Annotated in this window: 17 protein-coding genes; 9 read left to right on the top strand and 8 right to left on the bottom strand. The window is 73.5% G+C overall.

All coding sequences use genetic code 11. The features are described 5' to 3' along the window. Positions 1-11 precede the first annotated feature (11 nt). Positions 12-1,478, top strand: coding sequence for a glycosyltransferase family 39 protein (locus tag ACFPK1_RS23995; RefSeq protein WP_378023475.1), 1,467 nt, complete (start codon positions 12-14; stop codon positions 1,476-1,478). 5 nt (positions 1,479-1,483) lie between these two features. Here ACFPK1_RS23995 and ACFPK1_RS23990 read toward each other — a convergent pair whose 3' ends face one another. Further along, positions 1,484-1,609, bottom strand: a complete 126-nt coding sequence (locus tag ACFPK1_RS23990) for a hypothetical protein (protein ID WP_378023474.1) — start codon at positions 1,607-1,609, stop codon at positions 1,484-1,486. Positions 1,610-1,686: 77 nt separating this feature from the next. Between ACFPK1_RS23990 and ACFPK1_RS23985 the strand changes: the two genes are divergently transcribed. The 6 genes from ACFPK1_RS23985 to ACFPK1_RS23960 all read left to right on the top strand — a co-directional run bounded on the left by ACFPK1_RS23985 (position 1,687) and on the right by ACFPK1_RS23960 (position 7,709). Continuing rightward, positions 1,687-1,881, top strand: coding sequence for a DUF3046 domain-containing protein (locus tag ACFPK1_RS23985; protein ID WP_378023473.1), 195 nt, complete (start codon positions 1,687-1,689; stop codon positions 1,879-1,881). 242 nt (positions 1,882-2,123) lie between these two features. Continuing rightward, a complete protein-coding gene (recA, locus tag ACFPK1_RS23980) occupies positions 2,124-3,164 on the top strand; it encodes a recombinase RecA (protein WP_378023472.1) in 1,041 nt (346 codons plus the stop codon). A gap of 4 nt (positions 3,165-3,168) precedes the next feature. Continuing rightward, positions 3,169-3,789 (top strand): regulatory protein RecX, encoded by a 621-nt coding sequence (locus ACFPK1_RS23975; protein WP_378023471.1) that lies wholly within the window; start codon positions 3,169-3,171, stop codon positions 3,787-3,789. Between the two features lie 211 nt (positions 3,790-4,000). Further along, positions 4,001-4,837: a hypothetical protein gene (locus ACFPK1_RS23970; RefSeq protein ID WP_378023470.1), complete on the top strand. Its 837-nt coding sequence runs from the start codon at positions 4,001-4,003 to the stop codon at positions 4,835-4,837. Then, positions 4,837-6,852 (top strand): fumarate reductase/succinate dehydrogenase flavoprotein subunit, encoded by a 2,016-nt coding sequence (locus ACFPK1_RS23965; protein ID WP_378023469.1) that lies wholly within the window; start codon positions 4,837-4,839, stop codon positions 6,850-6,852. The genes ACFPK1_RS23970 and ACFPK1_RS23965 overlap by 1 nt, the downstream gene beginning before the upstream one ends. A gap of 2 nt (positions 6,853-6,854) precedes the next feature. Beyond that, a complete protein-coding gene (locus tag ACFPK1_RS23960) occupies positions 6,855-7,709 on the top strand; it encodes a succinate dehydrogenase/fumarate reductase iron-sulfur subunit (RefSeq protein WP_378023468.1) in 855 nt (284 codons plus the stop codon). A gap of 68 nt (positions 7,710-7,777) precedes the next feature. Here ACFPK1_RS23960 and ACFPK1_RS23955 read toward each other — a convergent pair whose 3' ends face one another. The 6 genes from ACFPK1_RS23955 to ACFPK1_RS23930 all read right to left on the bottom strand — a co-directional run bounded on the left by ACFPK1_RS23955 (position 7,778) and on the right by ACFPK1_RS23930 (position 12,118). Beyond that, positions 7,778-8,269 (bottom strand): DUF3592 domain-containing protein, encoded by a 492-nt coding sequence (locus tag ACFPK1_RS23955; RefSeq protein WP_378023467.1) that lies wholly within the window; start codon positions 8,267-8,269, stop codon positions 7,778-7,780. Positions 8,270-8,341: 72 nt separating this feature from the next. Next, on the bottom strand, positions 8,342-8,875 hold the full coding sequence (locus tag ACFPK1_RS23950; RefSeq protein ID WP_378023466.1) for a GNAT family N-acetyltransferase: 534 nt from the start codon (positions 8,873-8,875) through the stop codon (positions 8,342-8,344). After that, positions 8,872-9,729 (bottom strand): amino acid ABC transporter permease, encoded by an 858-nt coding sequence (locus ACFPK1_RS23945; protein ID WP_378023465.1) that lies wholly within the window; start codon positions 9,727-9,729, stop codon positions 8,872-8,874. Before ACFPK1_RS23945 ends, ACFPK1_RS23950 begins: the two co-directional genes overlap by 4 nt. A 25-nt stretch (positions 9,730-9,754) precedes the next feature. Then, positions 9,755-10,399, bottom strand: coding sequence for an amino acid ABC transporter permease (locus tag ACFPK1_RS23940; RefSeq protein ID WP_378023464.1), 645 nt, complete (start codon positions 10,397-10,399; stop codon positions 9,755-9,757). 65 nt (positions 10,400-10,464) lie between these two features. After that, the gene (locus ACFPK1_RS23935; protein ID WP_378023463.1) at positions 10,465-11,361 is read right to left on the bottom strand and encodes a glutamate ABC transporter substrate-binding protein; all 897 of its coding nucleotides are present in this window, start codon (positions 11,359-11,361) and stop codon (positions 10,465-10,467) included. 28 nt (positions 11,362-11,389) lie between these two features. After that, on the bottom strand, positions 11,390-12,118 hold the full coding sequence (locus tag ACFPK1_RS23930) for an amino acid ABC transporter ATP-binding protein (RefSeq protein ID WP_378023565.1): 729 nt from the start codon (positions 12,116-12,118) through the stop codon (positions 11,390-11,392). A 205-nt stretch (positions 12,119-12,323) separates the two neighbouring features. Between ACFPK1_RS23930 and ACFPK1_RS23925 the strand changes: the two genes are divergently transcribed. Next, complete coding sequence (locus tag ACFPK1_RS23925; protein WP_378023462.1) at positions 12,324-12,998, top strand: response regulator transcription factor; 675 nt, start codon at positions 12,324-12,326, stop codon at positions 12,996-12,998. Between the two features lie 2 nt (positions 12,999-13,000). After that, positions 13,001-14,515: a sensor histidine kinase gene (locus ACFPK1_RS23920; protein WP_378023461.1), complete on the top strand. Its 1,515-nt coding sequence runs from the start codon at positions 13,001-13,003 to the stop codon at positions 14,513-14,515. Here ACFPK1_RS23920 and ACFPK1_RS23915 read toward each other — a convergent pair. Continuing rightward, entirely contained in the window at positions 14,491-15,450 is a 960-nt protein-coding gene (locus tag ACFPK1_RS23915; protein ID WP_378023460.1) for a TAXI family TRAP transporter solute-binding subunit, read from the bottom strand. The two genes, ACFPK1_RS23920 and ACFPK1_RS23915, sit on opposite strands and share 25 nt — an antisense overlap. Positions 15,451-15,478: the final 28 nt, after the last annotated feature.

Raw genomic sequence — 15,478 nt, 5'->3', positions numbered from 1 at the left:
CGATCTCTCCCATGACCGTCACCGCGACCGCCGCGCCCGTCACGACGCCCGGGCCCCGCCCCGCGCACCGCCTCGCGCGGTGGCCGGTGGGGATCGTGGCCGCCCTCGTCGCGGCCGCCCACCTGGCCGTCGCGTGGCGCCCGGGCTGGTGGTTCGACGAGGCCCTCATGCTCGCGATCGGGCGCGACCACCTCGACTGGGGATCGGCCGACCAGCCGCCGGGGGCCCCGCTGATCGCCGGCCTGATGGACCTCCTCGCGCCCGGGAACGTGCTGGTGCTGCGGCTGCCGGCGATCGCGGCGACGGCGGCGACGGTGGTGCTCGCCGCGCTGATCGCCCGCGAGCTCGGCGGTGACGCCCGTGCCCAGACGCTCACCGCGATCGCGCAGGGCACCGGGATCTGGCTCGCGTTCACCGGGCACTGGGTCACGCCCTACACCCTCGAACCGCTGACCTGGCTGGCCCTGGGCTGGCTGCTCGTGCGCTGGTGGCGGGTTCGGGACGACCGGCTGCTGGTCGCCCTCGGCGTCGTGGTCGGCGTCGGGGCCCAGATCAAGTTCCAGATCCTGCTGCTCGCGGCCGTGCTCCTGGTCTCGGTCCTCCTGCTGGGCCCGCGCCCGATGCTGCGCCGTCCCCAGCTCTGGGCCGGGGCCGCCGTGGCGACCGCGATCGCCGCCCCGACGCTGGTCTGGCAGGCGCTGCACGGCTGGCCGCAGCTGCGCATGGCCCCGGTGGTCGCGGCGGAGGCGGCCTCCCTCTACGGGGGACGGACCGGGGTCGTGCTCGGGATGGTCGTCTCCGCGGGCGTGATGGGGTCGGTGCTCGTGCTCCTCGGCCTGTGGCGCCTCGTCCGCGATCCGGCCCTGTCCGAGCTGCGCCACCTCGCCCTGGCGACGGTGGTGCTCTACGCGTTCTTCGCGGCGACGATCGGCCGCCCGTACTACCTCGTCGGCATCTACGGGCTGCTCGCCGCGGTCGGCGCCGTCGGGCTGCAGCGCCGGCGCGAGGCGGGGCACCGGCGGCTGCGCTGGGTCGCATGGCCCGCGGCCGCGCTGAGCGCCGCCGCGGCGATCGCGATGCTGCCGCTGTCGGTGGCGGCGGCCGCGCCGCAGGTCGCCGACACCGTCGTGGGTTCGACCGTCCGGGCCTGGGAGGCGCTGCCCGCGGAGCAGCGGTCGCGGACCGGGGTGATGGCCGGGTCGTACATCTACGCCGCCTACCTCGACGTCGCCGCGCCCGGGGACGCGCTGCCGCCGGCGCTGAGCAGCAACCGCAGCTACGGGTGGTTCCCGCCGCCGGGCGACGAGATCGACGCGGTGCTCTACCTGGGGGCGGGCGCGGACGAGCTGCGGCCGTGGTTCGCCGACGTCCGGCCCGTCGGGGCGGCCGGGAACGACGCGACGCTGTGGCTCGCGACCGGGCGGCTCGTGCCGTGGGACGACTTCTGGCCGACCCTGCGGCACCTGGACGTGCAGTAGGGCGCTCAGCGCCGGTTCTGGAACCACCAGCGCAGGAGCACCACGAGCGCCGCGACCAGGCCGAGCAGCGCCACGATCGTGCCGAGCGTCCCCCCGGTGGGGTCGAGCGACGCGGCGGCGGAGGGGTCCACGGGTCCGAGGTTACGCCCGGTTCGTCCGGGTCGGCCCGTGCCGGGCGGCGGGGGAGCGGCGACCTATCGTGGTGGGCGTGCGGCTGACCCACTTCCGCCGGCTGATGGACGACGAGTTCGGTGCCGTGCGCGCCGGCTCCATCTCCCGCGACCACGTGTTCGGTGGCCTCGGGGGACGCACCGTCGAGCAGGCCCTCGAGGACGGTGACGAGCCGCGCGACGTCTGGCGCGCGGTGTGTGCGGAGTTCGAGGTGCCGGTCGAGCGCCGGTGACCGTCCCGGTGACCGCTCGACACGCCCGAGGCCTCCCGGACTCCCGGATCGAACACCTGTTCGTCTACCCTGCTCCGTACGGTCGTCCGGCGACGTCAGCGTCGCCGCCGTCCGTCCACAACCGTTCCGTCCGTCCCCAGGGCGGCCGGCTCCGACATCGCGATGTCGGACCCTCCGCCTAGCGTCGGCGCCCGAGAGTCGGACCCCTGACACCCCCACGACCGAGCAAGGTGGCACTCCCCATGGCACAGGCACCGGATCGCGACAAGGCGCTCGAGCTCGCCCTCGCCCAGATCGACAAGCAGTTCGGCAAGGGCTCGGTCATGCGTCTGGGCGACGAGGGCCGGGCGCCGGTCAACGTCATCCCCACCGGCTCGATCGCCCTCGACGTGGCGCTCGGGGTCGGCGGTCTGCCCCGCGGGCGCGTGGTCGAGATCTACGGCCCGGAGTCCTCGGGCAAGACGACGGTGACGCTGCACGCGGTCGCCAACGCCCAGGCCCAGGGCGGCATCGCGGCGTTCATCGACGCCGAGCACGCGCTCGACCCCGAGTACGCCAAGGCCCTCGGCGTCGACACCGACGCGCTGCTGGTCTCGCAGCCCGACACCGGCGAGCAGGCACTCGAGATCATGGACATGCTGATCCGCTCGAACGCGCTCGACGTCATCGTGGTCGACTCGGTGGCCGCGCTCGTGCCGCGCGCCGAGATCGAGGGCGACATGGGCGACAGCCACGTCGGCCTGCAGGCCCGGCTGATGAGCCAGGCGCTGCGCAAGATCACCGGTGCGCTGCACGCCTCGGGCACCACGGCGATCTTCATCAACCAGCTGCGCGAGAAGGTCGGCGTCATGTTCGGCTCGCCCGAGACCACCACGGGCGGCAAGGCGCTGAAGTTCTACTCGTCGGTCCGGCTCGACATCCGCCGCATCGAGACGCTCAAGGACGGCTCCGACGCGGTCGGCAACCGCACGCGGGTCAAGGTCGTGAAGAACAAGGTGGCCCCGCCGTTCAAGCAGGCCGAGTTCGACATGATCTACGGCCAGGGCATCTCGAAGGAGGGCTCGCTGATCGACATGGGTGTCGAGCAGGCGATCGTCCGCAAGTCGGGGGCCTGGTACACCTACGAGGGCGACCAGCTGGGGCAGGGCAAGGAGAACGCCCGCAAGTTCCTGCGGGACAACCCCGACGTCGCGCTCGAGATCGAGAAGCGCATCAAGGAGAAGCTCGGCATCGGCCCCAAGCTCGACGCCGACGAGAGCGCCCCCGCCCCGGTCGACTTCTGAGCCGGTGGGTGCTCGCGAGGGGGTCGGGCGGCGCCGGTCGTCGCGGGGGCGCGCGCCGGAGCCACCCGTCCCCGACCGCGAGGTCGACGCGCCCGCCGACCCCGAGTCGGTGGCGCGCACGATCTGCCTGAACCTGCTCACCACCCGCGCCCGATCCCGCGCGGAGCTCGCCGACGCGCTCGCCCGGCGCGAGGTCGAGGACGACGTCGCGGCCCGGGTGCTCGACCGGCTGGCCGCCGCGAAGCTCGTCGACGACGCCGCGTTCGCCGAGCAGTGGGTGTCCTCGCGGCACCGCCACCAGGGTCTGGGCAAGCGCGCGCTGGCCGGCGAGCTGCACCGCAAGGGCGTCGAGCGCGAGACGGCCACCACGGCGGTCGACGAGATCAGCCGCGACGACGAGCACGCCCGGGCCCGCGCGCTGGTCGACCGGCGCCTGCCCGCGCTCGCCCGCCACGACCACGCGGTGGCGGCGCGGCGCCTGGTCGGGATGCTCGCTCGCAAGGGCTACGACGCCGGGGTGGCCTACACGGTCGTCCGGGAGGCGCTGGCCGAGCGCCCGGTTGCGGAGGGTGACGATGAGGCCCTCGACGATCTGCTCGCCGACCCGGAGTCTGATCACCACTAGATCGCTGCGGGACGGTGTCGATCACAGACGTGGCCATCGTCACCCCGGGTGCCGGGGTGACCCGGGCGACACCGGGGTTTCGTGCGTCGTAGTGTGCGGCCCACCACAGAGCGTCGCCCCGCCGAGTCCGGCATGCCGTCCGGATCGCGGCGGCCCGGTGACGCGGGACGACGTCATCGCCGACGAGGACCACCAGACGAGGACCGGTGCCGTGACCACCACACACGACTCCGGGACGTACCGGCCGCCGGCGCCGGGACGACCCGACATCCGACAGCGCACCCTGCGCACCGACCGCTGGTGGCTGCCGCCCCTGGCGAACGCGCTGGGGCTCGCGACCTTCGTGGTCTACGCGACGATCCGGTCGCTGTGGGGCTCGGCGTACTACGTCGCGGAGTACCACTACCTCTCGCCGTTCTACTCACCGTGCGTGAGCGCCTCGTGCATCCCCGAGGCCAGCCACCTGGGCCAGTGGTTCGGCGAGATGCCGTGGTTCCTGCCCTACGCGCTGGTGTCGCTGCCGTTCCTGCTCGGCTTCCGGCTGACGTGCTACTACTACCGCAAGGCGTACTACCGGGCGTTCTGGGCGTCGCCGCCGGCGTGCGCGGTGGCCGAGCCGCACGCGAAGTACACCGGCGAGACGCGGTTGCCGCTGATCCTGCAGAACGCGCACCGGTACTTCTTCTACGTCGCGTTCGCGATCTCGATCCTCAACACCTACGACATGGTGCTGGCGTTCCAGAGCACCGACCCGGCCACGGGGCAGACGTCGTTCGGGCTGGGGCTCGGCACGCTCATCCTGCTGATCAACGTGATCGGGCTCTGGCTCTACACGCTGTCGTGCCACTCGTGCCGCCACGTCACCGGCGGGCGGCTCAAGCACTTCTCCAAGCACCCGGTGCGCTACAAGATCTGGACGAGCATCTCCAAGCTCAACACCCGCCACATGCTCTTCGCCTGGCTGACGATCGGGACGCTGATCCTCACCGACTTCTACGTCATGCTCGTGGCGAGCGGGACCATCTCCGACCTGCGGATCGTGAACTGATGACCGACCCCGGAACCACCACGGCATTCGAGGCGGCGGGCGCGCCGGCGACCGGCGAGGCCCCCGTCACCCACCACACCTACGACGTCCTCGTCATCGGTGCGGGCGGCGCGGGCCTGCGGGCCGCGATCGAGGCCCGCCTGCGGGGCAAGCGCGTCGCGATCATCTGCAAGTCGCTGTTCGGCAAGGCCCACACGGTCATGGCCGAGGGCGGGATCGCGGCGTCGATGGGCAACGCGAACCCGCGCGACAACTGGGAGGTCCACTTCCGCGACACCATGCGCGGGGGGAAGTTCCTCAACAACTGGCGCATGGCCGAGCTGCACGCCAAGGAGGCGCCGCAGCGGGTCTGGGAGCTCGAGACCTACGGCGCGCTGTTCGACCGCACGCCCGACGGCAAGATCAGCCAGCGCAACTTCGGCGGGCACAACTTCCCGCGCCTGGCCCACGTCGGCGACCGCACGGGCCTGGAGCTGATCCGCACCCTGCAGCAGAAGATCGTCTCGCTGCAGCAGGAGGACTTCGCGCGCACCGGCGACTACGAGTCCGACCTGGCGGTCTTCCACGAGTACACGATCACCGAGTTGCTCAAGGACGGCGACCGGATCGCCGGCGCCTTCGGCTACCGGCGGCCCACCGGCGAGCTGGTGTGCTTCCACTCGGCGGCGGTGGTGCTCGCGACCGGCGGCGTCGGCAAGTCGTTCAAGGTCACGAGCAACTCGTGGGAGTACACCGGCGACGGCCACGCGCTGGCCATGCGCGCCGGGGCGAAGCTGCTCAACATGGAGTTCGTCCAGTTCCACCCCACGGGGATGGTCTGGCCGCCCAGCGTCAAGGGCATCCTCGTCACCGAGTCCGTGCGTGGCGACGGCGGCGTCCTCAAGAACTCCGAGGGCGAGCGCTTCATGTTCAACTACATCCCCGAGGTGTTCCGCGAGCAGTACGCCACGAGCGAGGACGAGGGCGACCGCTGGTACACCGACGCGGACAACAACCGGCGCCCGCCGGAGCTCCTGCCCCGTGACGAGGTCGCGCGCGCGATCAACAACGAGGTGAAGGAGGGCCGCGGCTCGCCGGCCGGCGGCGTCTACCTCGACGTCTCCAGCCGCATGCCGGCCGCGGAGATCACCCGGCGCCTGCCGTCGATGTACCACCAGTTCAAGGAGCTGGCCGACGTCGACATCACCGCCGGCCCCATGGAGGTCGGCCCGACCTGCCACTACGTCATGGGCGGGGTCGAGGTCGACCCCGACACGGCGGCCTCGGCGGTGCCCGGGCTCTTCGCCGCGGGCGAGGTCGCGGGCGGCATGCACGGCTCCAACCGGCTGGGCGGCAACTCGCTGTCCGACCTGCTGGTGTTCGGCTGCCGCGCCGGTGCCGGGGCGGCGGCCTACCTCGACGGTCTCGGCGAGGTCCCGACGGTGTCCGACGCGTCGGTGACCGCGGCCCGCGAGGACGTCGAGCGCCCGATCCACAACTCGGGCGGCGAGAACGCCTACACGGTGCACCAGGAACTGCAGCAGACGATGAACGACCTCGTCGGCATCATCCGCAAGGCCGACGAGATGGAGCTGGCGCTCAAGAAGCTCCACGAGCTCCGCGACCGCATCCCGCGCGTCGCGGTCGACGGCCGCCGGGCCTACAACCCGGGCTGGCACCTCGCGCTCGACCTGCGCAACATGCTCATGGTCAGCGAGTGCATCGCGATGGCCGCGCTCGAGCGGCAGGAGAGCCGCGGCGGCCACACCCGCGACGACTACCCGACGATGGACGAGAACTGGCGCCGGGAGCTGCTCGTCTGCTCGCTGCGCGACGGTGAGGTGCAGCTCGAGCACCAGGGCCAGCCCGCGATGCGGTCGGACCTGTTCGACCTGTTCGAGTCCGACGAGCTCAAGAAGTACTACACCGGCGACGAGCTGGGCGGGCACCGCTCGGACGCGCCGCCGCGCACGGAACGCGGCACCGAGGACGCGGGCGGCGACCCGGGCGGCGAGCTCACCGGAGGGGGAGCGTAGGCATGGGTTACCAGGCGAAGTTCAAGGTGTGGCGCGGCGACGCGGAGGGCGGCGACTTCGTCGACTACCGCGTCGACGTCGAGGAGGGCGAGGTCGTCCTCGACATCATGCACCGCCTCCAGGCCACCCAGGCCGGCGACATGGCGGTGCGCTGGAACTGCAAGGCCGGCAAGTGCGGGTCGTGCAGCGCGGAGGTCAACGGGCGTCCGCGCCTCATGTGCATGACGCGGATGTCGACGTTCGGCGAGGACGAGGAGATCTCGGTCGCGCCGATCCGGACGTTCCCGGTGATCCGCGACCTCGTCACCGACGTGGACTTCAACTACGCGAAGGCACGTGAGGTCCCGGCGTTCGCGCCGCCCGAGGGCGTCGCGCCCGGCGAGTACCGGATGTCCCAGGTGGACGTCGAGCGCTCGCAGGAGTTCCGCAAGTGCATCGAGTGCTTCCTGTGCCAGAACGTGTGCCACGTGGTGCGCGACCACGAGGAGAACAAGGAGCCGTTCTCCGGTCCGCGCTTCCTCATGCGCTTCGCCGAGCTGGACATGCACCCGCTCGACGTGCGCAACCGCAAGGAGGACGCGCAGGAGGAGGGCGGCCTCGGCTACTGCAACATCACCAAGTGCTGCACCGAGGTCTGCCCCGAGCACATCAAGATCACCGACAACGCGCTCATCCCCATGAAGGAGCGCGTCGTCGACCGGAAGTACGACCCGCTGGTCTGGCTCGGTAAGAAGATCTTCAAGCGGCAGGAGCTGGAGCAGCGCGGCGCCACCGGGGCCCGGTCGCTCGAGCACCCGGGTCCGGACAACGGCTCGGCGCTCGACGCCGACCGGATCGGCCCGGTCGGCAGCAGCTGATCAGCAGCACGACGGACCCGTGTCCCGAGGACACGGGTCCGTCGTGTGTCCGGGGCGGAGGGGGCGCCTCAGGAGTCGTCGGCGTCGCCGGGGGCGTCCTCGGGGGCGTCGGGCTCCTCGGGCGGAGCCAGGCCCAGCGCCGCGCCCAGGGTGAGCAGCGCCGCGACGCCGCAGACGAACGCGAGGAACAGCGGCATGACCGTGGCGAGCCACGGCCAGCCGTCGCTGGCGAGGTCGGCGCGGCCCGGGTCCTGCGGGTCGACCACGATGTCGACCACCGCGCCGACCCCGAGGTCCTCGCGATGGGTGCTGACCGTGGCGGCGACGTCGCTGCCGGCGGGCACGACGACGAGGTCGTCGGCCATGCCGAGCCTGGTGTGCAGCTGGGCGTCGACCACCCGGGCCGACACGACCTCTCCGCGCACCGCCAGCACCGCGGCGTCCCACGTGGCCGTGCCCGCCTGCCAGAGCAGCCAGAGGGTCGCGGCGACCAGCGCCAGCGTCACCACCGACCACCACGCGCGCGATCGGGCGCGGGGCCGCTCGTCCACGTCGGCCACGGCGCCACCTCCCCCCCGTGATGCGCACGGAGAGTAGCAGAAGTGGCCGTCTCGTCACTCGAGAAGCCGCAGCTACCGATCACCCGACGTGAGATCACGGCGCATCGCCGCGCGGGGCCAGCGATCGAGGCCCCGCGCGGCCTCGGCGCGGCGGACCGCCCGCAGGCCGGGCCCGAGCTCGTCGTCGGCGAGTGCGCGGAAGCCCAGGCGGGCGTAGTAGGGCCCGTTCCACGGCACGTCGACGAAGGTGGTCAACGTGACCGCGGTGCGCCCGGCGGCCCGGGCGCGGTCGACCAGGTGCTCCACCAGCCGCGCCCCGATCCCGCGGCGGGCGTGGTCGGGGTGCACCGAGACCTGGTCGAGGTGGGCCTCGCCGTCCACGAGGTCGTCCATCAGGTAGGCGACCGGGCGGTCGTCCCCGTCGGCCGCCACCCACAGCCCGCCGCGCTCGGCGGCGCCCGCGAGAGCCACCGTCGAGGGCGGGGTGTCGTCGGCGATCGCGTCCATCCCGACGTCGCGGAACGGCGCGCCCGCGGCGACCTCGATCTGCCGGAGCAGCTCGAGCTCGCCGGTGCGCGCCGCCCGGATCGCGACGCCGGGGCTCACGCGTCGTCCGGCCGCTCGGTGGGGGCCACGGTGAGGACGGCCGGGTTCCGGCGCGTCCGGCGCTCCAGCCACGACGCGAACGCCGAGAGCAGCAGGCACAGCGCGATGTAGATGACCGCGACGACCATCGCCACCGGGATCAGCGGCGAGCCCAGGGTGGCGTTCGACCCGAGGAACTGGGCCTGGAACAGCAGCTCGGGGTAGGTGATGAGGAACCCGAGCGCCGAGTCCTTGAGCAGCACCACGAGCTGGCTGACGATCGCCGGGAGCATCGAGCGCACCGCCTGCGGCAGCAGCACGAAGCGCATGACGCCCGACTTGCGCAGCCCCAGCGCGTACGCGGCCTCCGACTGCCCGCGCGGGACCGCGAGCACGCCGGCCCGGAAGACCTCGGCGAGCACGGCGCCGTTGTAGAGCGTCAGGCCCAGCACCACGGCGGCGTAGGTCGAGACCGTGATCCCGACCGAGGGCATGCCGTAGTAGAAGAGGAACATCAGCACGACCAGCGGCACGGCCCGGAACAGCTCGACCACCCAGGTCGACAGCGACCGCAGCCACTTCTGGTCCGAGAGGCGGCCGAGGGCGAGCAGCGCGCCCAGGATGAGCGCGAGCACGGCGCCGGACGCGAACGCCCGCAGCGTGTTGACCAGCCCGTCGAGCAGGGCGAGCTGGACGTTCTCGTAGAGGATCCACTCCCACGCGCGGGCGTCGAGCTGGCCGGTCGCCGCCAGCCGCCAGATGATCACGGCGACGAGCGCGGCGAGGACGAGCAGCGTGACGACGCCGGCCGCGGTGTTGCGGGCCTTCGCGCGGGGCCCCGGGACGTCGAAGAGGACCGCGGTCGGGGCGCTCACGGCGTCGACTCCTTGGTTCGCACGCTCACCGGGCCACGCTCCAGCGCTTCTCGAGCCGGCGCTGCAGCACCGTGAGGGGGATGACGAGGATGATGAACCCGAGGGCCACCCAGAGCAGGGCCACGAGCGTCGACCCGCCCTGCTCGTTGACCGCGCGGTAGAACCCGCCGGCCTCGAACACCGAGAAGCCCGCGGCCACCGTCGTGTTCTTCAGCAGCGCGATCTGGACGCTCGTCAGCGGCGGCATCACCGAGCGCACCGCCTGCGGGAGCACCACGAGGGTGAGGGTCTGGCTGAAGCCGAGCCCGAGCGCGCGGGCCGCCTCGGACTGGCCCGCGGAGACGGTGCTGATCCCGCCGCGCACGACCTCGCAGACGAACGCCGCCGTGTAGAGCGAGAGGCCGATGACGGCCAGCAGGAAGAACGGCAGGTAGAAGAAGAGCTTGGTGAAGCCCAGGGCGAAGAAGAACAGCACGAGGGTCAGCGGGGTGTTCCGCAGCAGGATCACGTAGCCCGTGCCGACCGCCCGCATCGCCGGAACCGGGCTGACGCGCATCGCCGCCAGCAGCACACCCAGGATCAGCGACGCGATCGCCGAGAGCACGAACAGCCCGATCGTGCCGCCGAAGCGGGTGAGGAACTCGGAGAGGTTGCCGAACAGGACGTCCATGGGTCTCCCCTCGTGAGTGGTCCGGGTCGCCGCGACGACCCGGACCACTCACGTGCGCGGAGCGCCTAGTAGCGCTCGATGGGCGGGGGCTGGGGCGCCGGGGTGCCGGAGCGGCCCAGCGTCTCGTTGTAGAGCCGCGTCCAGGTCCCGTCGTTCTCGGCCTGCTGGAGCAGGTCGTTGACCTTGTTGCGCAGCGCGACGTCGTCGCGGTTCATGCCGATGCCGTAGGGCTCCTCGGAGAACGTCACGCCCACGACGCGCAGCTGGTCGGGGGTCTGGGCCGCGTAGCCCTGCAGGATCGCGTTGTCCGTGGTGACGGCGTCGACCTGGCCGCCGCGCAGGGCATCGACGCACTGCGAGTAGTTCTGGAACTCGACCACGTTGGTGGTCAGGTTCTGCTCGCGGACGCGCTGGATCGGCGTCGAGCCGGTCGCCGAGCACACCCGCTTCCCCTGCAGGGTCTGCGGGCCGGTGATCGACTGGTCGTCGGCGCGGACGAGCAGGTCCTGGCCGGCGACGAAGTACGGGCCGGCGAAGCCCACGCGCTGCTTGCGGCTGTCGTTGATCGTGTAGGTGCCGACGTAGAGGTCGACGTCGCCGCGGGAGATCGCGTCCTCGCGGGCGGCCGACGGGATGACCCGGTACTCGATCTGCTCGGGGGCGAAGCCGAGGCCGGCCGCGACCATGCGCCCGATCTCGATGTCGAACCCGGTGTACTGCCCGGTGGTCGGGTCCTGGATGCCCAGGCCCGGCTGGTCGTTCTTGACGCCGAGCACGAGGCGCCCGCGCTGCTGCATGGCGGCGAAGGTGGGCGAGCCGGGCACCTGCACGTTCTGGGCGACCGGGGTGCCCGCGACCGGCTGCCCGCCCGGGCTGCCCTCGCGGCCGCACGCGGCGCCGAACGCCATCGCGAGCACCGCGAGGAGCACGCCGAGGGACCGGAGCGAGACGAGGCGTCTCATGGGACGGCTCCTTCCGTGATAGGCCGAACTAGTGGGTGAGGATCTTCCCGAGGAAGTCGCGGGCCCGTTCCGTGGCGGGACGGGAGAAGAAGCTGTCCGGCGTGGTGTCCTCGACGATCTCGCCGTCGGCCATGAACACGACCCGGTGCGCGGCACGGCGGGCGAAGCCCATCTCGTGGGTGACCACGACCATCGTCATGCCGTCCTTCGCCAGGCCGCCCATGACGTCGATGACCTCGCCGACCATCTCGGGGTCGAGGGCGGAGGTCGGCTCGTCGAAGAGCATCACCTTCGGCTCCATCGCGAGCGCCCGGGCGATGGCCACGCGCTGCTGCTGGCCGCCGGAGAGCTGCGCGGGGTACTTGTCGGACTGGTCGCCGATGCCCACGCGGTCGAGCAGCGCGCGGGCCCGCTCCTGCGCCGCGGACTTCGACGTGCCGCGCACGCGGGTCGGCGCGAGCGTGACGTTGTCGAGGATCGTCAGGTGGGCGAAGAGGTTGAACTGCTGGAACACCATGCCGACGTCGGCGCGCAGCTTCGCCAGGTCGCGGCCCTCCTCGGGCAGCGCCACGCCGTCGATCTCGACGGTGCCGCCGTCGATCGGCTCCAGACGGTTGATCGCCCGGCACAGCGTCGACTTGCCCGAGCCCGACGGGCCGAGGACGACGACGACCTCGCCGTGGGCGACCTCGAGGTCGATGTCGCGCAGGACGTGCAGGTCGCCGAAGTGCTTGTTCACGCCGGTCATGCGCACCATCGGGGTGCCGGAGGACGGCACGGACGGTTCTGCGATCTCGTCAGCCATGCTCACGCTCCTCCTCGTCACCCCACCGCCGGGCGGTGAACGGGAAGGTGCCAGCGCCCCGAACGGGGCGTCCACGCTCTTGAGGAAGACTTAGGGTTACCGGACCGCTCCGCAATGCGAGGGAAACGCGGGGGACACGGGCCGAGAGGAGGCCGCCGTGCGGGTGCTCGTCGTGGAGGACGACGACCGCGTCGCCGCGGCCCTGCGCGCGGCCCTGTCCCGCCACGAGATGGAGGTCGAGCGAGTCGCCCGGGGCGCCGAGGTGCTGCCGAACCTGCCCGGCACGGACGTGGTGCTGCTCGACCTCGGTCTGCCCGACGTCGACGGGCTCGAGGTGTGCCGGCGCATCCGGGAGGCCGGCGACGTCCCGGTGATCGTCGTCAGCGCCCGCGGCAGCGTCGACGAGCGCATCCTCGGGCTGCACCACGGGGCCGACGACTACCTGGTCAAGCCCTACGACGTCGGCGAGCTCGTCGCCCGGATCCACGCGGTGCGCCGCCGCCGGGGCACCGCCGGCCCGCCGGCGGCGTCGGACCCCGTCACCGAGCTGGGCGCGGGCGTCGTGCTCGACCGTGCCCGCCACACGCTGACCGTCGACGGCGCGGACGTGGCGCTGGCCCGCAAGGAGTTCGCCGTCCTCGCCCTGCTCGCCGACGCCGACGGGGCCGTGTGCACGCGCGACCGCCTCGTGGCCGAGGTGTGGGGACGCCGCTGGCCGGGCGCCGACCGCACCCTCGACGTCCACGTGGCCACCCTGCGCACCAAGCTCGGCCGCCCCGGGATGGTCGCGACCGTCCGGGGCGTGGGCTACCGGCTGGCGCGAGCGGTGTAGCGATGCGCGCGCGGCTGCTCGTCGTCTTCTCGGTGCTGGTCGGGATGCTGGTGCTCGGGCTCGGGCTGCCGCTCGCGGGCGCGTCGGCGTCGACGGCGACGTCGCGGCTGTTCGCCGACCGGCTGGGCGACACCTCGCGCTTCGCGGCGCTCGCGCAGCGCGCGGTCGGCGACGGGGACACCAGCGCGCTCGCGGCGGAGCTCGCCCGCTACGACGACGTCTACGGCATCGCGGCGTTCGTCGTCGACCGGGAGGGCCGGGTCCTCGCGTCGTCGCGCCCCGAGGTGCCCGAGCCCGCCGCGCGCCGGGTGCAGCTCGCGCTCGCCGGCCAGCGCTCCGAGCCGCCCGACCCGGTGTGGCCGTGGGACACCGCGCCGCTGCTGCTCGCCGAGCCGGTGCTGGTCGGCGGCGAGGTGCGCGGCGCGGCGGTCACGATCTCGCCGATCGCGCCCGCGCGCGCCGAGACGCTGCGGGCGTGGGCGGCGCTCGCCGCGGCGGGCCTGGTGGCCCTGGCCGCCGCGGCGGGGCTCGCGCTGCCGCTGGTGCGCTGGATCCTCGCCCCGGTCGAGGGTCTCGACGAGGGCACCGCGCAGGTCGCCGCGGCGGTGCGGGCCGGGCGCGCGCCCCGGCCGGTCGGCGACGGGCGCGGCCCGCCGGAGCTGCGCCGCCTGAGCCGCCACTTCGACCAGATGGCCGCCGGGGTGACCCACGCGCTCGAATCGCAGCGCGCGTTCGTCGCCGACGCCGGCCACCAGCTGCGCAACCCGCTGACCGCGCTGCGGCTGCGGATGCAGAACGTCGGCGCCGCCCTCGCCGCGCCCGACGCCCGGGTCGACCCCGACCAGCTGGCGGCGCTCCGCGAGGAGCACGGCGCCGCGCTGGAGGAGACCGACCGGCTCGCCGGCGTGCTCGACGCGCTGCTCGCGCTCGCGAAGGCGGAGGGCCGGCCCGCCCAGCCGGTGCCGATGCCGCTCGACCCGCTGCTCGACGACCGCGCCGACGCGTGGCGGGTGCTCGCCGAGCACGAGGGGCTGTCGCTGCGCCGCCGCGGCCCGGGCGGGCTCGTGGCGCGTTCCGACGTCGACTCCGTCGTCGCGGTGCTCGACGCGGTGCTGGACAACGCGCTGAAGTACGCCCCGCCGGGCACGGAGGTCGAGCTGTCCACCGCCCGCGTCGAGGGCCGCGTCGAGATCGCCGTGCGCGACCACGGCCGCGGCCTCGACCCCTCCGAGCTCGAGCGCGCGACCGACCGGTTCTGGCGGGCGCCGGCCCAGGACGGGCACGACGGCACCGGCATCGACGGCACGGGGCTCGGTCTCGCGATCGCCGCGCGGTCGGCCGAGCGCGCCGGCGGGGAGCTCGTCCTGCAGCTGCCCGACGACGGCGGGCTGCGGGTCGTCCTGCGCCTGCCGCCGGCCGCGGCCCGGGACGCGGCGGGGGAGCGGGCGGACGCGGCGGCGGGGGAGGCGGCGGGGGAGGCCGGCGACGCGACTCAGACCCCCTTGAGCGCCCGGTAGGCCGCCAGCGCGCCGGGGTGCAGGGCCACCGGTTGAGTGCCGATCGCGGTGCGCGGGTCGATGCTGCGCCCCGCGGGGTCGGCGAGCGCGAGCGCGTCGCGGCGGGCGAGCATCGAGCCCACGAGGGACTGGGCGAGCGTGGGGGCCATGTCCGCGGTGACGAGCAGGACGTTGCGCACGGAGGTGGTGCTCACGGGGTCGGGGAGCCGGTAGGTGCCGGCCGGGACCGTGGTGACGTCGTAGACCGGGTAGCCGGTGCGCAGCCGTGCGGTCTCCTCGCCGAGGTCGAGCAGGCGGACCGGGCGGCGCCGCGCGAGCGCGTCGACGCCCGCGGTGGGCACGCCGCCGGACCAGAAGAACGCGTCGATCTCGCCGCGCTCCAGGGCGGCGATCGAGTCGTCGAGGGCGAGCATCACCGCGTCGGTGTCCCGCTCGGCGGTCAGCCCGACGGTGGCGAGCAGGCGGGGGGCGATGACGAGGACGCCGGAGTTCCGGGCGCCGACCGACACGCGGCGCCCGGCGAGGTCGGCGAGACGGCGGATCGGCGACTCGGCGGGCACGACCACGTGGATCGCGTCGTCGTGCACCCGGGCCAGCGCCTGCAGCGGGTGGCGCGGGCGGGCCCCGTCGACGGCCCCGTCGACGGCGACGTCGGCGGCGCAGAACGCGACGCGCGCCCGCCCGGAGACGAGCATGCCGACGTTGTCGACCGAGCCCTCGCTGCCCAGCACACCGGTGGGCACGCCCGGGTCGACGCCCCAGATGCCGGCCAGCGCGTCGCCCAGGCGCCGGTAGACGCCCTGCGGGCCGCCGGTGGCCACGACGACCGGGGTCGTGTCGGCCGGGGCGCACCCCGCGAGCAGCGCGACCGCGCCCAGCCCGGCCGCACCCACGCCCGCCCGCAGCACCGTGCGGCGACGCGGGGCCGGGCTCATCCGCGCATCCTGTCAGGACACGCGGCGG

It is taken from the genome of Actinomycetospora rhizophila (genome assembly GCF_042657905.1).
Classification (GTDB): Bacteria; Actinomycetota; Actinomycetes; order Mycobacteriales; family Pseudonocardiaceae; genus Actinomycetospora; species Actinomycetospora rhizophila.
This window is presented reverse-complemented; position numbering and strand designations above follow the sequence as displayed.